Consider the following 17,712-nt stretch of genomic DNA (forward strand, 5'->3'; position numbering starts at 1 on the left):
TGGCTGCTTACCTCTTGCGGAGTTCGCCATGTCTTTTGCGGTGATTCAAATGGTCAGCCAGAGCGACGTGCTGGCCAATCTGCGCGATGCCCGGCGTTTGCTCGAACAAGCGGCCAGCGCTGGCGCGAAGCTGGCGGTACTGCCGGAAAACTTCGCCGCCATGGGGCGTCGCGACATCGCGGATATCGGCCGCGCCGAAGCACTTGGCGAAGGCCCGATCCTGCCGTGGTTGAAACAGACCGCCCGCGACCTCAGGTTATGGATAGTGGCCGGCACCTTGCCGTTGCCACCGGCGGGGCAACCCGAAGCGAAGTCAAATGCCTGCTCGTTGCTGGTGGACGATCAGGGCGAAATCGTTGCCCGCTATGACAAGTTGCATCTGTTCGATGTGGACGTGGCGGACAATCGTGGGCGTTACCGCGAATCCGATGACTATGCTTATGGCAGTCATGTGGTGGTGGCGGACACACCGGTCGGCCGGCTGGGGCTGACGGTGTGTTACGACCTGCGCTTCCCCGAGCTGTACAGCGAGTTGCGTGCGGCCGGGGCTGAATTGATTACCGCACCGTCGGCCTTCACCGCGGTGACGGGTGCGGCGCACTGGGACGTGTTGATCCGGGCACGGGCGATTGAAACCCAGTGCTACATGCTGGCGGCGGCCCAGGGCGGAACGCATCCGGGGCCGCGAGAAACCTTTGGCCACGGGGCGATTGTCGATCCGTGGGGACGCGTGCTGGCGCAGCAGGAACAAGGCGAAGCCGTGTTGCTGGCCGAGCGCGACAGCAACGAACAGGCGTCCATCCGGGCGCGAATGCCGGTGACCGGTCATCGGCGGTTTTTTTCGCAGGGCGCACAGCGACCTGCTTCAGAACACGAATTTAAGGCGTAAAACCTATGAGCGAGTTGTTGTCCTCAGTCAGTGATCATCTGTTGGCGCCCGGCGGCGTGACGATCGAGAGCCTGCAAGGCGTGCTCGGTGATCTGGCGGGCCCAGGGATCGATGCGGCCGACCTGTATTTCCAAGGGCAGATTTCCGAGTCCTGGTCGCTGGAAGACGGCATCGTCAAAGAAGGCAGTTTCAACCTCGACCAGGGTGTCGGCGTGCGTGCGCAGTCCGGGGAAAAAACCGGTTTTGCCTACAGCAACGCGATCACCCTCGAAGCCCTCGGCGCGGCGGCCCGTGCGGCCCGCTCGATTTCCCGCGCCGGGCAGAACGGTACGGTGCAGGCGTTCAGCACCCAGGACGTTGCTCAGTTGTATGCGCCGGACAACCCGCTGGAAGTGCTGAGCCGCGCCGAAAAAGTCGAACTGCTCAAGCGCATCGACGTTGCCACTCGTGCCCTCGACCCCCGTATCCAGCAGGTCAGCGTGAGCATGGCCGGGGTTTGGGAGCGGATTCTGGTGGCTTCGACCGACGGCGGCCTGGCGGCCGATGTGCGTCCGCTGGTGCGTTTCAATGTCAGCGTGATCGTCGAGCAGAATGGCCGTCGCGAGCGTGGTGGCCATGGCGGCGGCGGGCGTACCGACTACCGTTATTTCCTCGCCGAAGACCGTGCCATGGGTTACGCCCGTGAGGCGCTGCGTCAGGCATTGGTGAATCTGGAAGCGATTCCGGCACCGGCCGGCACCTTGCCGGTGGTTCTGGGCTCGGGCTGGTCCGGCGTGCTGCTGCACGAAGCGGTCGGCCACGGTCTGGAGGGTGACTTCAACCGCAAGGGCAGTTCGGCCTACAGCGGACGCATGGGCGAGATGGTTGCATCCAAACTCTGCACCATTGTCGATGACGGCACGCTGGCCGGTCGTCGCGGCTCCCTGAGCGTCGATGACGAAGGTACGCCGACCGAGTGCACTACATTGATCGAAAACGGCGTGCTCAAGGGCTACATGCAGGACAAGCTCAATGCACGCCTGATGGGCGTGGCCCGTACCGGCAACGGTCGTCGCGAATCCTACGCACACCTGCCGATGCCACGGATGACCAATACCTACATGCTCGGCGGCCAGAGCGATCCGGCGGAAATCATCGCGTCGGTGAAGAAGGGCATCTATTGCGCCAACCTCGGTGGCGGTCAGGTCGACATCACCAGCGGCAAGTTCGTGTTCTCCACCAGTGAGGCGTACCTGATCGAGGACGGCAAGATCACCGCGCCGGTCAAGGGAGCGACGTTGATCGGCAACGGCCCGGAAGCGATGAGCCGGGTGTCGATGGTCGGCAACGATCTGGCACTGGACAGCGGTGTGGGCACGTGCGGCAAGGACGGGCAGTCGGTGCCGGTGGGCGTGGGTCAACCGACGCTGAAAATCGATGCGATCACCGTGGGTGGCACGGGCGCGTAAGAAGGGATGGAGCTTCGGGTGGCGCGCGGTGCGGCCACCCGGTGGCGAATATCAACGCAGACCGCGTTGAGTCTCGTCCAGCTCACGGATGTACTTGAAGATTTTACGGCTCGAGGCAGGAGGCTTGTTATGCGCAACCTCGTGCTGGGCCTGACGGATCAGGGAGCGCAGTTGCTGGCGGTCGGCGTCCGGGTACTCGACGACGAATTTTTCCAGCACGGCATCGTCACCGCTGATCAGGCGGTCACGCCAGCGTTCGAGGTTGTGGAAACGCTCGTTGTACTGACGGGTAGAGGCATCGAGTTGATCGAGCAGGGTGAGAATCGCGTCAGTGTCCTGATCGCGCATCAGTTTGCCGATGAACTGCAAGTGCCGTTTACGCGCGATGTTCGCGGTGTGCTTGGGCGCATCGGCCAGGGCCCGGCGCAAGGCGTCGGTCAATGGCAGTTTCGCCTGCAAGTCGGGCTTGAGCGTTGTAAGGCGCTCGCCAAGGTCAACCAGAGCATGCAGCTCGCGTTTGACCTGGGATTTGCTTTTTTCTCCCGTATCGAGGGAGTCGTCGTAAGAATCAACCATGGTGGCAGTCCGCAAAGAAACGCCGCCATGATAACCAGTCGGGGGCCGCTTGTCCGGCCCGGTCGCTCGAAGGCCCCAGCCGAAAGCAGAATTTGAGTGGAGATGAGCATGAGTGCAGTTGAAAGCGTCGGCCCACAGGCATTGCCGGCACTGCAGGAACAGGTCGAGCAGATCATCGCCGAAGCCAAGCGTCAGGGTGCCAGCGCGTGCGAAGTGGCGGTGTCGCTGGAGCAGGGCCTGTCGACCTCGGTGCGTCAGCGTGAAGTCGAAACGGTCGAGTTCAACCGCGATCAGGGTTTTGGCATCACCTTGTATGTCGGTCAGCGCAAGGGCTCGGCCAGCACTTCCGCCACCGGGCCGGATGCGATTCGCGAAACCGTTGCTGCTGCGCTGGCGATTGCCAAGCACACTTCCGAAGACGAAGCCTCGGGACTGGCCGATGCCGCGCTGATGGCCAGGGATATTCAGGATTTCGACCTGTTCCACCAATGGGACATCACTCCGGAACAGGCCATCGAGAAGGCGCTGCTCTGCGAAGCCGCCGCGTTCGACGCCGATGCCCGCATCAAGAATGCCGATGGCACCACGTTGAGCACTCATCAGGGCTGCCGCGTGTACGGTAACAGCCACGGTTTCATCGGCGGTTATGCGTCGACCCGGCACAGCCTGAGCTGCGTGATGATCGCCGAGGCCGATGGCCAGATGCAGCGTGATTACTGGTATGACGTTAATCGCCAGGGCAGCTTGCTGGCCGACCCGGTGACCATCGGCCAGCGTGCAGCGCAACGGGCCGCAAGCCGTCTGGGCGCGCGCCCGGTGCCGACTTGCGAAGTGCCGGTGCTGTTTTCCGCCGAGCTGGCGGGCGGGTTGTTCGGCAGCTTTCTGTCGGCGATTTCCGGCGGTAGCCTGTATCGCAAGTCGTCGTTCCTTGAGGGCACGCTGGGGCAGAAGCTGTTCCCGGAGTGGCTGACCATCGACGAGCGTCCGCACCTGATGCGTGCCATGGGCAGTGCGTCGTACGACGGTGACGGTCTGGCGACCTATGCCAAACCGTTCGTCGAGAAGGGCGAGTTGGTGTCGTACATCCTCGGCACTTATTCCGGGCGCAAACTCGGCATGCCGAGCACCGCCAATGCTGGCGGCGTGCACAACCTGTTCGTCACCCATGGTGATGAAGATCAGGCGGCTTTGCTGCGGCGCATGGGCCGTGGGCTGCTGGTCACCGAGTTGATGGGCCATGGCCTGAACATGGTGACAGGTGATTATTCGCGCGGTGCGGCGGGTTTCTGGGTCGAGAACGGTGAAATCCAGTTCGCGGTGCAGGAAGTGACCATCGCCGGCAACATGCGTGACATGTTCAAGCAGATCGTCGCGGTCGGTAATGATCTGGAACTGCGCAGCAACATTCGCACCGGTTCGGTGTTGATCGAGCGGATGACTGTCGCCGGCAGCTAAGCCCGGGCCAATACAAAAAGGCGCGCCACCCGATTGGGTGGCGCGCCTTTTTTGTGTCCGGAATTTGTTTGAGCGGGTCGGAGCAGCTAAAAAAGCCGCTCTTGTTTTGGTTCTCATTATCATTTAATAATAAATCTCATTATCGGATGAGCCCAGGATCATGAGTTCTGCCTTGCACGAGCAGCCGTACCTCGAAAGCTGGCGCTGGATGAGCCGCCAGATCCGTTGCGCCATGGATCCCGACGAACCGCGTCTGATCGAACACTACCTGGCCGAAGGCCGGTACCTCGCCTGTTGCACGGCGACCTCGCCCTGGACTGTCGCTGAAACCTCTTTCCGTCTGCTGCTCGACACGGCCACCGACACCGCGTTGCCGTGGCACTGGCGCAGTCTATGTCTCGATCAGGCCTGGCGCCCGCTGCGTGAAATGGAACGCCTGTCGCTGTGCAAATGCCGGCTCAAACGCTGGCAAAGCTACACCTGGCAGCTCGCCACCTGCGAGTTGCAACCCTCGATTCCTCTCATTGAATTAGTCCAAGGATTTACCGATGACCAAGACACGTATTGAGCGCGACAGCATGGGCGAACTGCAGGTGCCGGTGGACGCTCTCTACGGCGCGCAGACCCAGCGCGCAGTGGATAACTTCCCGATCAGCGGCAAGCCGATGCCGACCCAGTTCATCCGCGCGCTGATCCTGGCAAAAGCCGCTGCCGCCCGGGCCAACGTCGAACTCAATCAGCTCAGCGCCGCTCAAGGCAAGGCCATCAGCGACGCGGCCCAAGGGCTGCTTGAAGGCGACTTCATGCAGCATTTCCCGGTGGATATCTTCCAGACCGGTTCCGGCACCAGCTCCAACATGAACGCCAACGAAGTGATCGCCACCCTGGCCAGCCGCCTGCTCGACGAGCCGGTGAATGCCAACGATCACGTCAACTGCGGGCAGAGCAGCAACGACATCATCCCGACCACCATTCACGTCAGCGCCGCGCTGGCCCTGCACGAACAACTGCTGCCGGCGCTGCTGCATCTGGTGCAAGTCATCGAACGCAAGGCCGAGCAGGTGCATCACCACGTCAAAACCGGTCGCACTCACCTGATGGACGCCATGCCGGTGCGTATGAGCCAGGTGCTCAAAGGCTGGGCGCAGCAGCTCAAGGCCAATATCGGTCATTTGCAGGACTTGCTGCCAAGCCTGCAATCCCTGGCCCAGGGCGGTACGGCGGTCGGCACCGGGATCAATGCGCATCCGGAATTCGCCGCGCGTTTCAGCCGTCAGTTGAGCCAACTGACCAACGTGCAATTCACCCCGGGCAAGGATCTGTTCGCGCTGATCGGTTCGCAGGACACCGCCGTGGCCGTTTCCGGCCAGCTCAAGGCCACCGCCGTGTCGTTGATGAAAATCGCCAACGACCTGCGCTGGATGAACTCCGGCCCGCTCGCCGGACTCGGTGAAATCGAGCTGGAAGGCCTGCAACCGGGCTCGTCGATCATGCCGGGCAAGGTCAATCCGGTGATTCCGGAAGCTACCGCCATGGTTGCCGCGCAAGTGATCGGCAATGACTCGGTGATCACCATCGCCGGTCAGTCAGGCAACTTTGAACTGAACGTGATGCTGCCGATCATCGCCCAGAACCTGTTGAGCAGCATCGAGTTGCTGGCCAGTTCCAGCCGTCTGCTGGGTGACAAGGCGATTGCCACCTTCAAAGTCAACGAATCGCGGCTCAAGGAAGCGCTGTCGCGCAACCCGATTCTGGTCACCGCGCTCAACCCGATCATCGGTTACCAGAAGGCCGCCGAAATCGCCAAGCAGGCCTACAAACAGGGCCGTCCGGTGATCGACGTCGCGCTGGAACACACCGACCTGTCGCGCAGCCAGCTGGAAGAGTTGCTCAATCCCGAGAAACTCACCGCCGGCGGCGTGTAAACACCGCAACCGCTTTGGAGGCTCATCATGGAGCACTGGAAACGCACGATCGAACGGGCCAATCGCTGCTTCATGCTGGGCGAGTTGATCGACGCCCGCGAGGCCTATCTGCAGGCCCTCGCTTTGGCGCAGGTGCTGTTCGAGCGCTGGGCCGATGCCGACGAAGCGGTGGCGGCCTGCGTCATTTCCCATCACAACCTCGCCGATTTGCATCTGCGTCTGAACCAGCCGGAGGAGAGCGCCGAATACCTGTGCGCGATCCATCAACGGCTGTTACAGACCATGCAGGACGAGCGTCTGCGCCCGGCCCTGCGTGAAGCGGCGTTGCGCCAGAGCAGCAAGACCTATATCGAACTGCTCAATTTCATCAGCGAACACGGCGAATACCCGCGCACCCAGCGCTTGCTGCACCCGGATACCGGCAATGCGCGCCGCGCCCCAGCCCAACATCACCATGGAGTCCACTGAAATGGCTTTTACCCTGCCAGCCCTGCCTTACGCCTACGACGCACTGGAACCGCACATCGATGCGCAGACCATGGAGATCCACTACACCAAGCATCACCAGACCTACATCAATAACCTGAACGCCGCGGTCGAGGGCACGGAATACGCCGAGTGGCCGGTGGAAAAACTCGTCGCCAGCGTTCAGCAGCTGCCGGAAAAACTGCGTGCGGCGGTGATCAATCAAGGTGGCGGTCACGCCAACCATTCGTTGTTCTGGGAAGTGATGGTGCCTGGCGGTGGCGGCAAGCCGGATGGCGCGCTGGCCAGGGCGATCGATGAGCAGCTCGGCGGCCTCGACAGCTTCAAGGAAGCCTTCACCAAGGCTGCGCTGACCCGTTTCGGCAGCGGCTGGGCCTGGCTCAGTGTCACCCCGGACAAGAAACTGGTGGTGGAAAGCAGCGGCAACCAGGACAGCCCGCTGATGAACGGCAACACACCGATTCTCGGACTCGACGTGTGGGAACACGCCTACTACCTGCGTTATCAGAACCGCCGCCCGGAATACATCAGCGCGTTCTACAACGTGATCAACTGGCCTGAAGTCGCTGCGCGTTATCAGGCTGCACTGGTTTAAGTCTCCTATAAAAACAATCCAGGGCTGACTATGGGCACTGAAACACTGGCGATCGGAAGTGGGCGTATGTTTCGTTACGCATTCGGGTCGCTGCTGCTGTTGGCGGGCATGACCTTGCTGGTGGCTCACGGACTCGAATGGCTGAACCTGGAGCCGAAACTGTCCCGGGCATTGCAAGGTGGTGCGATCTGCGCGCTCGGCACGGCACTCGGGGCCGTTCCGGTGCTGGTGATCCGCAACATGCCGCAGGCGCTGGGCGACACATTGCTGGGGTTTGGTGCTGGTGTGATGCTGGCGGCGACCGCATTTTCACTGATCGTTCCAGGGATTGCCGCCGCAGAAAGTCTGGGGCTGAGTCCTTGGGGCGCCAGTGGCCTGATCTGTTTCGGCATCATGCTCGGTGCTTTCGCTCTCTATCTGGTCGACCGCAGGTTGTCCGGTGCTTCACCGGAAATGCTCATCGGCACCGTCGAGCATCCGGTGATTCCGCCGCGGATCTGGCTGTTCGTGTTTGCCATCATTGCCCATAACATCCCGGAAGGCATGGCCGTCGGCGTCTCTGCGGGTGGCGGCATGCCGGACGCTGACAGCCTGGCGATGGGGATCGCCTTGCAGGACGTGCCGGAAGGGCTGGTTATTGCGCTGGTGCTGGCCGGGGCGGGGATGTCGCGGGTCAAGGCGTTTCTGATCGGGGCGGCGTCAGGTCTGGTCGAGCCGGTGTTCGCGCTGTTGTGTGCGTGGTTGGTCAGCCTGGCGGAATTGTTGTTACCCTTGGGGTTGGCGCTGGCGGCCGGGGCAATGTTGCTGGTGGTGACCCACGAAGTGATCCCGGAATCGCGACGCAATGGTCACGACAAACTGGCGAGCCTGGGATTGTTGATCGGGTTCTGCCTGATGATGGTGATGGATACAGCGCTGGGATAAGCGTGGCGAGAGGCGCATATCTCGCCACAAAGGACTTTCAACCGCCTTCGTCGAAGTAGTTGTTGATCAGTGCCACCAAAGCATCCATGGCTTCCTGTTCCTGATGACCCTCGGTGCTCAGGTGGATTTTGGTGCCCTTGCCGGCAGCGAGCATCATCATCGCCATGATGCTTTTGCCATCTACCGTGGTTTCCGGGGTGCGACCCACTCTGATCGTGCAGTCGGGAAACTGACCCGCCACGCCCACGAACTTTGCCGACGCCCGGGCATGCAGGCCCAGCTTGTTGATGATTTCGATTTCCAGAGCAGGCATCGCGGTGTGAATCCTTTAGCTGAGGTCGCGGTGGCGAACCTGGACGTTCTTCAGGGTTTTCTGCAGGGCCTGACCCAGGCGTTCGGTCAGGTAGACGGAACGGTGATGTCCGCCGGTGCAGCCAATGGCAATGGTCACGTAGGCACGATTGCTCGCAGCGAAGCGCGGCAACCATTTGAACAGATACGCATAGATGTCCTGGAACATCTCTTCGACTTCCGGCTGTGCCGCCAGATATTCGGCTACCGGCTCATCGAGCCCGGATTGCGCACGTAATTCCGGTTTCCAGTACGGGTTGGGCAGGCAGCGTACATCGAACACCAGATCCGCATCTACCGGCATGCCGCGTTTGAAACCGAACGACTCCACCAGAAACGCCGTACCGGGCTCCGGCTGGTTCAGCAGTCGCAGCTTGATGGTGTCGCGCAACTGGTACAGGTTCAGATTGGTGGTGTTGACCTTCAGGTCGGCCAGATCGGCGATCGGGCCCAGCAGGGCTGTTTCATCGTTGATGGCTTCAGCCAGCGAGCGATTGGCACTGCTCAGCGGGTGACGGCGACGGGTTTCCGAGAAGCGCTTGAGCAGGGTTTCTTCATCGGCATCCAGGTACAGAACGTCGCACTGGATGTGCCGGCTGCGGACTTCCTCGAGCAACTCCGGAAAACGCGAAAGGTGGCTTGGCAGGTTGCGCGCATCGATCGATACCGCGACCAGTGGCTGAGACAGTTCCGTATGAATTAGGGCGCGCTCCGCCAGTTCCGGCAACAGGCCGGCCGGCAGATTGTCGATGCAGTAGTAACCGTTGTCCTCAAGGACATCCAGGGCCGTACTTTTGCCCGAGCCGGAGCGGCCACTGACGATGATCAAGCGCATGTTTAGTGCCCGTTTTGCTCGTCCAGGACAACCTGATACAAGGCTTCGTTGGTGGTGGCGCGACGCAGCTTTTCGCGTACTTCCTTGCGATCGAGCATGCTGGCGATCTGGCGCAGCAGTTCCAGGTGTGCATCGGTGGCAGCTTCCGGGACCAGCAGCACGAACAGCAGGTCCACCGGTGCGCCATCGATGGCATCGAAATCGATAGGGGCTTCAAGGTGCATCAAGGCGCTGATGGGCGATTCACAGCCCTTGAGGCGGCAATGAGGAATGGCGATGCCGTTGCCAAAACCGGTCGAACCGAGTTTTTCACGGGCAATCAGCGCCTCGAAGACATCTTGCATCTCCAGATCCGGTTTTTCCCGGGCGATCAGGTTGGCAATTTGTTCGAGGGCTTTCTTTTTTACTGCCGCCCGGCACGTTCACCAGGGAACGGCCGGGGGTCAGGATGCTTTCAAGTCGGATCATGGGGGTGGGGGTTATCGACCGGTAGCGCCCTGAAGCAGGCTCTGGGTCTTTTCCTTATGCTTTTTGAGTTGTTTATCAAGCTTGTCGGTCAGCGCGTCGATCGCTGCGTACATATCGGTATGTTCCGCGTTTGCGACGACCTCGTTGCCGGGAATATGCAGCGTGGCTTCGATTTTCTGCTTCAGCTTTTCGACGCACATCGTGACTTGCACGTTGGTGATCTTGTCGAAATGTCCCTCAAGCCTCTTGAGCTTCTGCTCAACGTATTCACGGAGAGGTTGGGTAACTTCCAGTTGGTGTCCACTGATGTTGACTTGCATACAGCTTCTCCTTCGTTGCCAGTGCATAAAGCGGCAGGCCGAAAAGCCTGCCACTGGAACGCTGTAACGTGGCTTACATCAACCGCTTGCGTTCGCTCGAAGGCGCGATCCCGAGGGATTCGCGGTACTTGGCGACGGTGCGGCGAGCCACCTGAATGCCTTGTGCCTCCAGTAAACCAGCGATCTTGCTGTCACTCAACGGCTTTTTCTGATTTTCAGCGGCGACCAGTTTCTTGATGATCGCGCGGATCGCCGTGGACGAGCATTCGCCGCCTTCGGAGGTGCTTACGTGGCTGGAGAAAAAGTATTTCAGTTCATATATGCCCCGGGGGGTATGCATGAATTTCTGCGTGGTCACCCGGGAAATCGTCGACTCGTGCATGCCGACTGCCTCGGCGATGTCATGCAGCACGAGTGGCTTCATCGCTTCGTCGCCGTATTCCAGGAAGCCGCGCTGATGCTCGACGATCTGGGTGGCAACCTTCATCAGGGTTTCGTTGCGGCTCTGCAGGCTCTTGATGAACCAGCGGGCTTCCTGCAACTGATTGCGCATGAAGGTATTGTCGGCGCTGGTGTCGGCGCGACGGACGAAACCGGCGTACTGGGCGTTGACCCGCAGGCGCGGCACCGACTCCTGGTTCAGCTCGACCAGCCAGCGCTCGTTGTCCTTGCGCACGATCACGTCAGGGACCACGTATTCGGCTTCGGTGGATTCGATCTGTGAGCCGGGGCGCGGGTTGAGGCTCTGGACCAGTTCGATGACCTGGCGCAGTTCATCTTCCTTGAGCTTCATGCGGCGCATCAGCTGGCTGTAGTCGCGGCTGCCGAGCAGGTCGATGTAATCGGTGACCAGGCGCTTGGCTTCGGCCAGCCAAGGAGTCTTGGCCGACAGCTGGCGCAATTGCAGCAGCAGGCATTCGCCCAGGTTGCGTGCGCCAATGCCGGCGGGTTCGAATTGCTGGATGCGATGCAGGACTGCTTCGATCTCGTCCAGCTCGATGTCGAGTTCCGGATCGAAGGCGTCGAGGATTTCTTCGAGGGTTTCGTCGAGGTAGCCCTGATTGTTGATGCAATCGATCAGGGTCACGGCGATCAGGCGATCCGTGTCGGACATCGGCGCCAGGTTCAACTGCCACAGCAGGTGGCTTTGCAGGCTTTCGCCGGCGGAAGTGCGGGTGGTGAAATCCCACTCATCGTCATCGCTGCTCGGCAGGCTGCTCGCGCTGGTCTGGTAGACGTCTTCCCAGGCGGTGTCTACCGGCAGTTCGTTGGGGATTCGCTCGTTCCATTCGCCGTCCTCGAGATTGTCGACCGTCGGCGCGGTTTCCTGGTAGGAAGGTTCCTGGATCTCGGTATTGGGCTTCTGTTCGGCGTTGTCGGCCAGCGGGTCGGAATTGTCGAAGTCGTCGCCGTCTTCCTGGCGTTCGAGCATCGGGTTGGATTCCAGCGCCTCCTGGATTTCCTGTTGCAGATCCAGGGTCGACAATTGGAGCAGGCGGATGGCCTGTTGCAGCTGCGGTGTCATCGTCAGCTGCTGGCCCATTCTCAAGACTAGCGATGGTTTCATGGCAGGGGCTTAACACCTTATTCGCCGGCGCTATGCGCCATCCACTACAGGGCGCCGAGGCGCCAAACTTAAGCAAATTATATGCCTGAAACTGTCGTGTTTGCCTAGAGCGCTGTAACAATAAAAGCGTAGAAAAATGCGCTTCAACGTTACAGCACCCGGATGGCTGGTCGAATGCTGTCGCGCTTACAGGCGGAACTCGTGACCCAGATACACTTCCTTCACCAGGTCGTTGGCGAGGATGGTCGCGGAGTCGCCTTCGGCGATCAGCTGGCCGTCATTGACGATGTAGGCCGTTTCGCAGATATCCAGCGTCTCGCGGACGTTGTGGTCGGTGATCAGTACACCGATGCCCTTGGCCTTGAGGTGGTGGATGATCTGCTTGATGTCGCCCACGGAGATCGGGTCGACACCGGCGAACGGTTCGTCGAGCAGGATGAATTTCGGTGCGGTGGCCAGTGCACGGGCGATTTCCACCCGGCGACGCTCGCCACCGGACAGGCTCATGCCGAGGTTGTCGCGGATATGGCTGATGTGGAATTCCTGCAGCAGGCTTTCCAGCTCCTTGCGACGGCCGGCCTTGTCGAGCTCCTGGCGGGTCTCGAGGATGGCCATGATGTTGTCGGCCACCGACAGCTTGCGGAAGATCGAGGCTTCCTGCGGCAGATAGCCGATACCGGCCTTGGCGCGACCGTGCATCGGCTGGTGGCTGACGTCCAGATCGTCGATCAGCACGCGGCCTTGATCGGCCTGCACCAGGCCCACGATCATGTAGAAGCAGGTGGTCTTGCCGGCACCATTGGGGCCGAGCAGGCCCACGATCTGACCGCTATCGATCGACAGGCTGACGTCACGCACGACCTGGCGGCTTTTATAGGCCTTGGCCAGGTGCTGAGCTTTCAGAGTTGCCATTACTGGGTTTTCTCGTCGGTTTTCTTCTTCGGCTGGATCACCATGTCGATGCGCGGACGCGCCTCGGTGACCTTGTTGCCGGTAGCGCGACCGGCGCTGGCGAGTTTTTTCACCGTGTCATAGACGATCTTCTCGCCTTGAGTGGTGTTGTTGTCCTTGTCGACGACCTTGGCCTTGTCGATCAGCACGACGCGGTTTTGCTGCGCGTGATACTGAATGGTCACACCCCAGCCCTGAACGGGTTTCTTGTCGCCAGCGGTCTGCAGTTGTTCGAAATAGGCCAGGTTGCCTACCGAAGTCACCACGTCGATCTCGCCGGCCGGGTTGCGCGTCAGCGTTACAGTGTCGCCTTTGACGATCATCGAACCCTGGGTGATGATCACGGCGCCCTTGTAAGTGGCAACGCCATTCTTGTCGTCCAGCTGGGCATCGTCGGCCTGAATGCGGATTGGCTGCTCCTGATCGTTCGGCAGAGCCCAGGCGCTCACGCTTCCCAGTGCTGCGCCCAGACTGAGCAAAATAGGGAGGGTTTTAACGAGCCTCATACTGTCCTCTTACGTTCGATAGCAGGTGTATCCTGCTTTCCTTCAAATACGCTTTCATTCCCACGCCGGTCGATACACCGCCAGCGCCGTCGATTCTAACGGGTTGCTGGGTCTGCGCATATTGCTGCTGAGGGAACACCGTCATACGGGTGCTGGTGATCAGGGTGTCGCGGTTCTTTTCATCGGTGCGCTTGACGCGAACCGAGTCGATCAGTTCGACCTCGGTGCCGCCGGAATTCACTTCGCCGCGCTCGCTGGTCACATGCCACGGGAAGTCGGTGCCACGGAACATGTTCAGGTCGGGTTTGGTGACCAGTGTAATGTCGGTCGCCTTGACGTGTTCGGCCTTGTCGGAGGTCATTTCGTACTGCACCTTGCCGTCTTCCAGGTATTGCAAGGTGTGGGTGTTGGTCGCGTACCAGTCGATCGGGCTCTCTGCTGTCGAGACAGGGGGCTTGTCGAGGAAGCGTTCCGGGCTGATGTTCCAGTAACCGACCGCGCCGAAAATCGCAGCGATGCAACCGAACAGCAGTATGTTGCGAAACTTTTTGCTAAACATGGTTTGACTCACAGGTACGCGTTGTTGGCGGCATCGAGGCTGCCCTGGGCGCGCAGGATCAGTTCGCAGAATTCACGGGCGGCACCCTCGCCACCACGGGCCTGGGTAACGCCATGGGCATGCTCGCGCACAAAGGGCGCCGCGTTGGCCACCGCCATGCCAAGTCCCACCCGGCGGATCACCGGCAGGTCGGGCAGGTCGTCACCGAGATAGGCGACCTGTTCATAGCTTAGGCCCAGTTGCTCAAGAAGGCCGTCGAGGACGACGAGTTTGTCTTCACGGCCCTGAAACAGGTGCGGAATACCGAGGTTTTTTGCCCGACGCTCGACCACCGGGGTCTTGCGACCGCTGATGATGGCGGTCTGTACGCCCGCGTTCATCAGCATCTTGATGCCCTGGCCGTCGAGTGTATTGAAAGTCTTGAACTCGCTACCGTCTTCAAGGAAGTACAGGCGTCCGTCGGTGAGGACGCCGTCGACGTCGAAAACCGCCAGTTTGATGGCTTTGCCGCGTTGCAGCAGATCGGTGCTCATTTACATCACTCCTGCGCGCAGCAGGTCGGAGAGGTTGAAGGCGCCGATCGGGCGATCGTCCTCATCCACGACGACAAGCGCGTTGATTCGATGGTCTTCCATGATTTTCAGGGCCTCGGCGGCGAGCATCTCGGCGCGTGCGGTCTTGCCGTGCACGGTCATCACCTGATCGATGGTCGCGCTGTGGATATCGATGCTGCGATCCAGTGTGCGGCGCAGGTCGCCGTCGGTGAAGATCCCGGCAAGCTTGCCGTCGGCTTCGAGAATGACAGTCATGCCCAGACCCTTGCGGGTCATTTCCATCAGTGCGTCCTTGAGCAGGGTGCCGCGTTGAACCTGCGGCAACTCCTGACCTGCGTGCATGACGTTTTCCACTTTCAGCAGCAAGCGTCGGCCGAGTGCGCCACCCGGGTGGGAAAAGGCGAAATCTTCGGCGGTGAAACCGCGGGCTTCCAGCAATGCCACGGCCAGAGCGTCGCCCATGACCAGTGCGGCAGTGGTCGAGGAAGTCGGCGCCAGGTTCAGCGGGCAGGCTTCGTGCTCGACGTGAACGTTGAGATTGACCTCCGCCGCTTTTGCCAGAGGCGATTGCGGGTTGCCGGTCACGCTGATCAACTGGATGCCCAGGCGCTTGATCAGCGGCAGCAGGGTGACAATTTCGTTGGTGGAGCCGGAGTTCGACAGGGCCAGGATCACGTCATCACGGGTGATCATGCCCATGTCGCCATGACTGGCCTCGGCCGGATGTACGAAAAACGCCGGGGTGCCGGTGCTGGCCAGGGTCGCGGCAATCTTGTTGCCGATGTGCCCGGACTTGCCCATGCCGACCACCACTACACGGCCCTTGCTGGCCAGAATCATCTCGCAAGCGCGTACGAAATCGGCGTCGATATGGGGCAACAAGCCTTGTACGGCTTCCACTTCGAGGCGGATGGTGCGTTGTGCCGATTGAATCAGGTCGCTGGTTTGGCTCATGTCAGAAATCGTATAGCCCGATGAAAAGGCGGCGATTATAGCGGTTATGTTGAAAAGCCTCACGCAAGTTCGTCGTGCTTTGTCATTCCCGGTTACTAAAACCCTTTTATAGAAGCCTCGGGCCTGTCATATCGCTGAACGTGGCCGGGGAGAGGCCTTGGGCGCTTGCCCTTTGCAGTGATATAGTTCGCCGCCAGTTCGGCCTGCCCGGGATGTAAGGGCTTTCTCCAGAAAGCCAGGCGTCCGAGTGAGAGGCTGCATCGCAAGGAGTTTAGATGAGTGCCGATAACGCCTACGCGGTCGAGCTGAAGGGAGTCTCCTTCAAGCGCGGTGCGCGGAGCATTTTCAATAACGTCGATATCCGCATCCCGCGCGGCAAGGTCACCGGCATCATGGGGCCTTCCGGGTGTGGCAAGACCACGCTGCTGCGCCTGATGGGGGCCCAGTTGCGACCATCGCAGGGCGAGGTCTGGGTCAACGGCCAGAACCTGCCGAAGCTGTCGCGCAGCGATCTGTTCGATGCGCGCAAGCACATGGGCGTGCTGTTTCAGAGCGGCGCGCTGTTCACCGATCTCGATGTGTTCGAGAACGTCGCCTTTCCCCTGCGCGTTCATACCCAGCTGCCGGAAGAAATGATCCGCGACATCGTGCTGCTCAAATTGCAGGCGGTCGGTCTGCGGGGCGCCATCGAGTTGATGCCCGATGAGCTGTCCGGCGGCATGAAGCGCCGCGTGGCTCTGGCCCGGGCGATTGCGCTTGATCCGCAGATTCTCATGTACGACGAACCGTTCGTCGGCCAGGACCCGATCGCCATGGGCGTTCTGGTGCGCCTGATCCGCCTGCTCAACGATGCGTTGGGGATCACCAGTATCGTGGTTTCCCACGATCTCGCCGAAACCGCGAGCATTGCCGATTACATCTATGTGGTGGGCGATGGTCAGGTGCTGGGGCAGGGTACGCCGGACGAGTTGATGAACTCGGATGAGCCGCGTATCCGTCAGTTCATGACCGGCGATCCCGATGGTCCGGTTCCGTATCACTTTCCAGCGACGGATTACCGCGCAGATCTTCTGGGGAAACGTTGATGCGCAGAATCTCATTAATAGAACGCGTACGCCGGTTCGGCGAATCGGCTATCGATGCCGTCGCGGTATTCGGACGGGCGACGCTGTTCCTGTTTCATGCCCTGCTGGGGCGTGGTGGCATAGGCGGCGGTTTCGGCCTGCTGGTCAAGCAACTGCACTCGGTCGGTGTGATGTCGCTGGTGATCATTGTGGTCTCCGGGATTTTCATCGGCATGGTGCTGGCGCTGCAGGGGTTCAACATCCTGTCGAGCTATGGCTCGGAGCAGGCGGTGGGGCAGATGGTTGCCTTGACCTTGCTGCGTGAGCTGGGCCCGGTGGTGACGGCGCTGCTGTTCGCCGGTCGTGCCGGTTCGGCGCTGACGGCGGAAATCGGCAACATGAAGTCCACCGAGCAGTTGTCCAGCCTGGAAATGATCGGTGTCGATCCGCTCAAGTACATCATCGCTCCGCGTCTGTGGGCCGGTTTCATTTCCCTGCCGGTGCTGGCGATGATCTTCAGCGTGGTCGGCATCTGGGGCGGTTCCTGGGTCGCGGTCGACTGGCTGGGCGTCTATGAAGGCTCCTACTGGGCGAACATGCAGAACAGCGTCAACTTCTCCAGCGACGTGTTCAACGGCGTGATCAAAAGTATCGTTTTCGCCTTTGTCGTGACCTGGATCGCCGTATTCCAAGGCTATGACTGTGAGCCCACTTCCGAGGGAATCAGTCGTGCCACCACCAAGACCGTAGTATTCGCCTCGCTGGCAGTGCTCGGCCTGGACTTTATTCTGACCGCTTTGATGTTTGGAGATTTCTGATGCAAAACCGCACCCTGGAAATCGGTGTCGGCCTGTTCCTGCTGGCAGGGATCCTGGCCTTGTTGCTGCTTGCCCTGCGGGTCAGTGGCCTGTCTCCGACTTCGACTACCGATACCTACAAGCTGTATGCCTACTTCGACAATATCGCCGGTCTGACGGTCAGAGCCAAAGTGACCATGGCTGGTGTGACCATCGGCAAGGTCACGGCGATCGATCTGGACCGCGACAGCTTTACCGGCCGGGTGACCCTGCTGGTGGATAAAAAGGTCGACAACCTGCCGACCGACTCCACAGCGTCTATCCTGACGGCTGGCCTGTTGGGCGAGAAGTACATCGGCATCAGCGTGGGCGGAGAAGAAACCCGCCTCAAGGATGGTGGAACCATTCACGACACCCAGTCGTCTCTGGTGCTGGAAGACCTGATCGGTAAATTCCTGCTCAATACCGTTAGCAAAGACGCCAAATGA

General features: G+C 60.5%; 21 protein-coding genes and 1 pseudogene. 11 read left to right on the plus strand and 11 right to left on the minus strand.

The window, feature by feature from the left end; translation table 11 throughout:
- The first annotated feature begins 28 nt into the window (after positions 1-28).
- Positions 29-889, plus strand: a complete 861-nt coding sequence (locus tag R1A29_RS03850) for a carbon-nitrogen hydrolase family protein (RefSeq protein ID WP_438300702.1) — start codon at positions 29-31, stop codon at positions 887-889.
- 5 nt (positions 890-894) lie between these two features.
- A complete protein-coding gene (tldD, locus tag R1A29_RS03855; RefSeq protein ID WP_085711794.1) occupies positions 895-2,337 on the plus strand; it encodes a metalloprotease TldD in 1,443 nt (480 codons plus the stop codon).
- 51 nt (positions 2,338-2,388) lie between these two features.
- Here tldD and yjgA read toward each other — a convergent pair whose 3' ends face one another.
- Positions 2,389-2,913, minus strand: a complete 525-nt coding sequence (gene yjgA, locus R1A29_RS03860) for a ribosome biogenesis factor YjgA (protein ID WP_085711793.1) — start codon at positions 2,911-2,913, stop codon at positions 2,389-2,391.
- 108 nt (positions 2,914-3,021) lie between these two features.
- Here yjgA and pmbA point away from each other — a divergent pair, with 108 nt between their 5' ends.
- From pmbA to R1A29_RS03890, 6 genes are all read left to right on the plus strand, one after another.
- Positions 3,022-4,368, plus strand: coding sequence for a metalloprotease PmbA (gene pmbA / locus R1A29_RS03865; RefSeq protein WP_438300703.1), 1,347 nt, complete (start codon positions 3,022-3,024; stop codon positions 4,366-4,368).
- 160 nt (positions 4,369-4,528) lie between these two features.
- On the plus strand, positions 4,529-4,936 hold the full coding sequence (locus R1A29_RS03870; RefSeq protein ID WP_248743961.1) for a FagA protein: 408 nt from the start codon (positions 4,529-4,531) through the stop codon (positions 4,934-4,936).
- Positions 4,917-6,293, plus strand: a complete 1,377-nt coding sequence (locus R1A29_RS03875) for a class II fumarate hydratase (RefSeq protein WP_438300704.1) — start codon at positions 4,917-4,919, stop codon at positions 6,291-6,293. The genes R1A29_RS03870 and R1A29_RS03875 overlap by 20 nt, the downstream gene beginning before the upstream one ends.
- Positions 6,294-6,320: 27 nt before the next feature.
- Positions 6,321-6,761: a hypothetical protein gene (locus tag R1A29_RS03880; protein WP_438300705.1), complete on the plus strand. Its 441-nt coding sequence runs from the start codon at positions 6,321-6,323 to the stop codon at positions 6,759-6,761.
- Position 6,762: 1 nt separating this feature from the next.
- The gene (locus R1A29_RS03885) at positions 6,763-7,374 is read left to right on the plus strand and encodes a superoxide dismutase (RefSeq protein ID WP_085711788.1); all 612 of its coding nucleotides are present in this window, start codon (positions 6,763-6,765) and stop codon (positions 7,372-7,374) included.
- A gap of 30 nt (positions 7,375-7,404) precedes the next feature.
- The gene (locus tag R1A29_RS03890; protein WP_085711787.1) at positions 7,405-8,298 is read left to right on the plus strand and encodes a ZIP family metal transporter; all 894 of its coding nucleotides are present in this window, start codon (positions 7,405-7,407) and stop codon (positions 8,296-8,298) included.
- A 37-nt stretch (positions 8,299-8,335) separates the two neighbouring features.
- On the opposite strand, the gene R1A29_RS03895 is transcribed toward R1A29_RS03890, so the two are convergent.
- From R1A29_RS03895 to R1A29_RS03940, 10 genes and pseudogenes are all read right to left on the minus strand, one after another.
- Positions 8,336-8,611 carry an HPr family phosphocarrier protein gene (locus R1A29_RS03895; protein ID WP_438300706.1) on the minus strand — a complete coding sequence of 92 codons (276 nt, stop codon included), beginning with the start codon at positions 8,609-8,611 and terminating at the stop codon, positions 8,336-8,338.
- Positions 8,612-8,626: 15 nt separating this feature from the next.
- A complete protein-coding gene (gene rapZ, locus R1A29_RS03900; protein ID WP_096818961.1) occupies positions 8,627-9,484 on the minus strand; it encodes an RNase adapter RapZ in 858 nt (285 codons plus the stop codon).
- Positions 9,485-9,486: 2 nt separating this feature from the next.
- Positions 9,487-9,952 (minus strand): annotated as a pseudogene (gene ptsN, locus R1A29_RS03905) (PTS IIA-like nitrogen regulatory protein PtsN).
- An 11-nt stretch (positions 9,953-9,963) separates the two neighbouring features.
- Complete coding sequence (gene hpf, locus R1A29_RS03910; protein ID WP_007953578.1) at positions 9,964-10,272, minus strand: ribosome hibernation-promoting factor, HPF/YfiA family; 309 nt, start codon at positions 10,270-10,272, stop codon at positions 9,964-9,966.
- A 73-nt stretch (positions 10,273-10,345) separates the two neighbouring features.
- Positions 10,346-11,839 (minus strand): RNA polymerase factor sigma-54, encoded by a 1,494-nt coding sequence (locus R1A29_RS03915; RefSeq protein ID WP_085711783.1) that lies wholly within the window; start codon positions 11,837-11,839, stop codon positions 10,346-10,348.
- Positions 11,840-12,025: 186 nt separating this feature from the next.
- Entirely contained in the window at positions 12,026-12,751 is a 726-nt protein-coding gene (gene lptB / locus R1A29_RS03920; RefSeq protein WP_007953572.1) for an LPS export ABC transporter ATP-binding protein, read from the minus strand.
- Positions 12,751-13,296, minus strand: coding sequence for a lipopolysaccharide transport periplasmic protein LptA (lptA, locus tag R1A29_RS03925; RefSeq protein WP_065260850.1), 546 nt, complete (start codon positions 13,294-13,296; stop codon positions 12,751-12,753). The genes lptB and lptA overlap by 1 nt, the downstream gene beginning before the upstream one ends.
- Positions 13,283-13,855 (minus strand): LPS export ABC transporter periplasmic protein LptC, encoded by a 573-nt coding sequence (gene lptC / locus R1A29_RS03930; RefSeq protein WP_438300707.1) that lies wholly within the window; start codon positions 13,853-13,855, stop codon positions 13,283-13,285. Before lptC ends, lptA begins: the two co-directional genes overlap by 14 nt.
- A gap of 8 nt (positions 13,856-13,863) precedes the next feature.
- Positions 13,864-14,388, minus strand: coding sequence for a KdsC family phosphatase (locus R1A29_RS03935; protein WP_039769294.1), 525 nt, complete (start codon positions 14,386-14,388; stop codon positions 13,864-13,866).
- A complete protein-coding gene (locus R1A29_RS03940; protein WP_085711780.1) occupies positions 14,389-15,363 on the minus strand; it encodes a KpsF/GutQ family sugar-phosphate isomerase in 975 nt (324 codons plus the stop codon).
- 275 nt (positions 15,364-15,638) lie between these two features.
- Here R1A29_RS03940 and R1A29_RS03945 point away from each other — a divergent pair, with 275 nt between their 5' ends.
- Genes R1A29_RS03945 through mlaD form a run of 3 tightly spaced genes read left to right on the plus strand, consistent with a single transcriptional unit; the run spans position 15,639 to position 17,712 of the window.
- Positions 15,639-16,448, plus strand: a complete 810-nt coding sequence (locus tag R1A29_RS03945) for an ATP-binding cassette domain-containing protein (protein ID WP_085711779.1) — start codon at positions 15,639-15,641, stop codon at positions 16,446-16,448.
- Positions 16,448-17,245, plus strand: coding sequence for a lipid asymmetry maintenance ABC transporter permease subunit MlaE (gene mlaE, locus R1A29_RS03950; RefSeq protein WP_438300708.1), 798 nt, complete (start codon positions 16,448-16,450; stop codon positions 17,243-17,245). Before R1A29_RS03945 ends, mlaE begins: the two co-directional genes overlap by 1 nt.
- Positions 17,245-17,712, plus strand: a complete 468-nt coding sequence (gene mlaD / locus R1A29_RS03955; RefSeq protein WP_085711777.1) for an outer membrane lipid asymmetry maintenance protein MlaD — start codon at positions 17,245-17,247, stop codon at positions 17,710-17,712. The genes mlaE and mlaD overlap by 1 nt, the downstream gene beginning before the upstream one ends.

The organism is Pseudomonas sp. NMS19W (assembly GCF_051554255.1).
Lineage (GTDB): Bacteria > Pseudomonadota > Gammaproteobacteria > Pseudomonadales > Pseudomonadaceae > Aquipseudomonas > Aquipseudomonas kribbensis.

What these genes read in the sequence shown, in the direction of transcription:
- R1A29_RS03870 (WP_248743961.1), top strand. Translation starts at nt 4,529, where the DNA reads ATGAGTTCTGCCTTGCACGAGCAGCCGTACCTCGAAAGCTGGCGCTGG.
- hpf (WP_007953578.1), bottom strand. Translation starts at nt 10,272, where the DNA reads ATGCAAGTCAACATCAGTGGACACCAACTGGAAGTTACCCAACCTCTC.
- mlaD (WP_085711777.1), top strand. Translation starts at nt 17,245, where the DNA reads ATGCAAAACCGCACCCTGGAAATCGGTGTCGGCCTGTTCCTGCTGGCA.
- R1A29_RS03940 (WP_085711780.1), bottom strand. Translation starts at nt 15,363, where the DNA reads ATGAGCCAAACCAGCGACCTGATTCAATCGGCACAACGCACCATCCGC.
- lptB (WP_007953572.1), bottom strand. Translation starts at nt 12,751, where the DNA reads ATGGCAACTCTGAAAGCTCAGCACCTGGCCAAGGCCTATAAAAGCCGC.
- lptC (WP_438300707.1), bottom strand. Translation starts at nt 13,855, where the DNA reads ATGTTTAGCAAAAAGTTTCGCAACATACTGCTGTTCGGTTGCATCGCT.
- R1A29_RS03935 (WP_039769294.1), bottom strand. Translation starts at nt 14,388, where the DNA reads ATGAGCACCGATCTGCTGCAACGCGGCAAAGCCATCAAACTGGCGGTT.
- R1A29_RS03915 (WP_085711783.1), bottom strand. Translation starts at nt 11,839, where the DNA reads ATGAAACCATCGCTAGTCTTGAGAATGGGCCAGCAGCTGACGATGACA.
- R1A29_RS03850 (WP_438300702.1), top strand. Translation starts at nt 29, where the DNA reads ATGTCTTTTGCGGTGATTCAAATGGTCAGCCAGAGCGACGTGCTGGCC.
- R1A29_RS03875 (WP_438300704.1), top strand. Translation starts at nt 4,917, where the DNA reads ATGACCAAGACACGTATTGAGCGCGACAGCATGGGCGAACTGCAGGTG.
- rapZ (WP_096818961.1), bottom strand. Translation starts at nt 9,484, where the DNA reads ATGCGCTTGATCATCGTCAGTGGCCGCTCCGGCTCGGGCAAAAGTACG.
- tldD (WP_085711794.1), top strand. Translation starts at nt 895, where the DNA reads ATGAGCGAGTTGTTGTCCTCAGTCAGTGATCATCTGTTGGCGCCCGGC.
- R1A29_RS03895 (WP_438300706.1), bottom strand. Translation starts at nt 8,611, where the DNA reads ATGCCTGCTCTGGAAATCGAAATCATCAACAAGCTGGGCCTGCATGCC.
- mlaE (WP_438300708.1), top strand. Translation starts at nt 16,448, where the DNA reads ATGCGCAGAATCTCATTAATAGAACGCGTACGCCGGTTCGGCGAATCG.
- yjgA (WP_085711793.1), bottom strand. Translation starts at nt 2,913, where the DNA reads ATGGTTGATTCTTACGACGACTCCCTCGATACGGGAGAAAAAAGCAAA.
- R1A29_RS03945 (WP_085711779.1), top strand. Translation starts at nt 15,639, where the DNA reads ATGAGTGCCGATAACGCCTACGCGGTCGAGCTGAAGGGAGTCTCCTTC.
- pmbA (WP_438300703.1), top strand. Translation starts at nt 3,022, where the DNA reads ATGAGTGCAGTTGAAAGCGTCGGCCCACAGGCATTGCCGGCACTGCAG.
- lptA (WP_065260850.1), bottom strand. Translation starts at nt 13,296, where the DNA reads ATGAGGCTCGTTAAAACCCTCCCTATTTTGCTCAGTCTGGGCGCAGCA.
- R1A29_RS03885 (WP_085711788.1), top strand. Translation starts at nt 6,763, where the DNA reads ATGGCTTTTACCCTGCCAGCCCTGCCTTACGCCTACGACGCACTGGAA.
- R1A29_RS03890 (WP_085711787.1), top strand. Translation starts at nt 7,405, where the DNA reads ATGGGCACTGAAACACTGGCGATCGGAAGTGGGCGTATGTTTCGTTAC.
- R1A29_RS03880 (WP_438300705.1), top strand. Translation starts at nt 6,321, where the DNA reads ATGGAGCACTGGAAACGCACGATCGAACGGGCCAATCGCTGCTTCATG.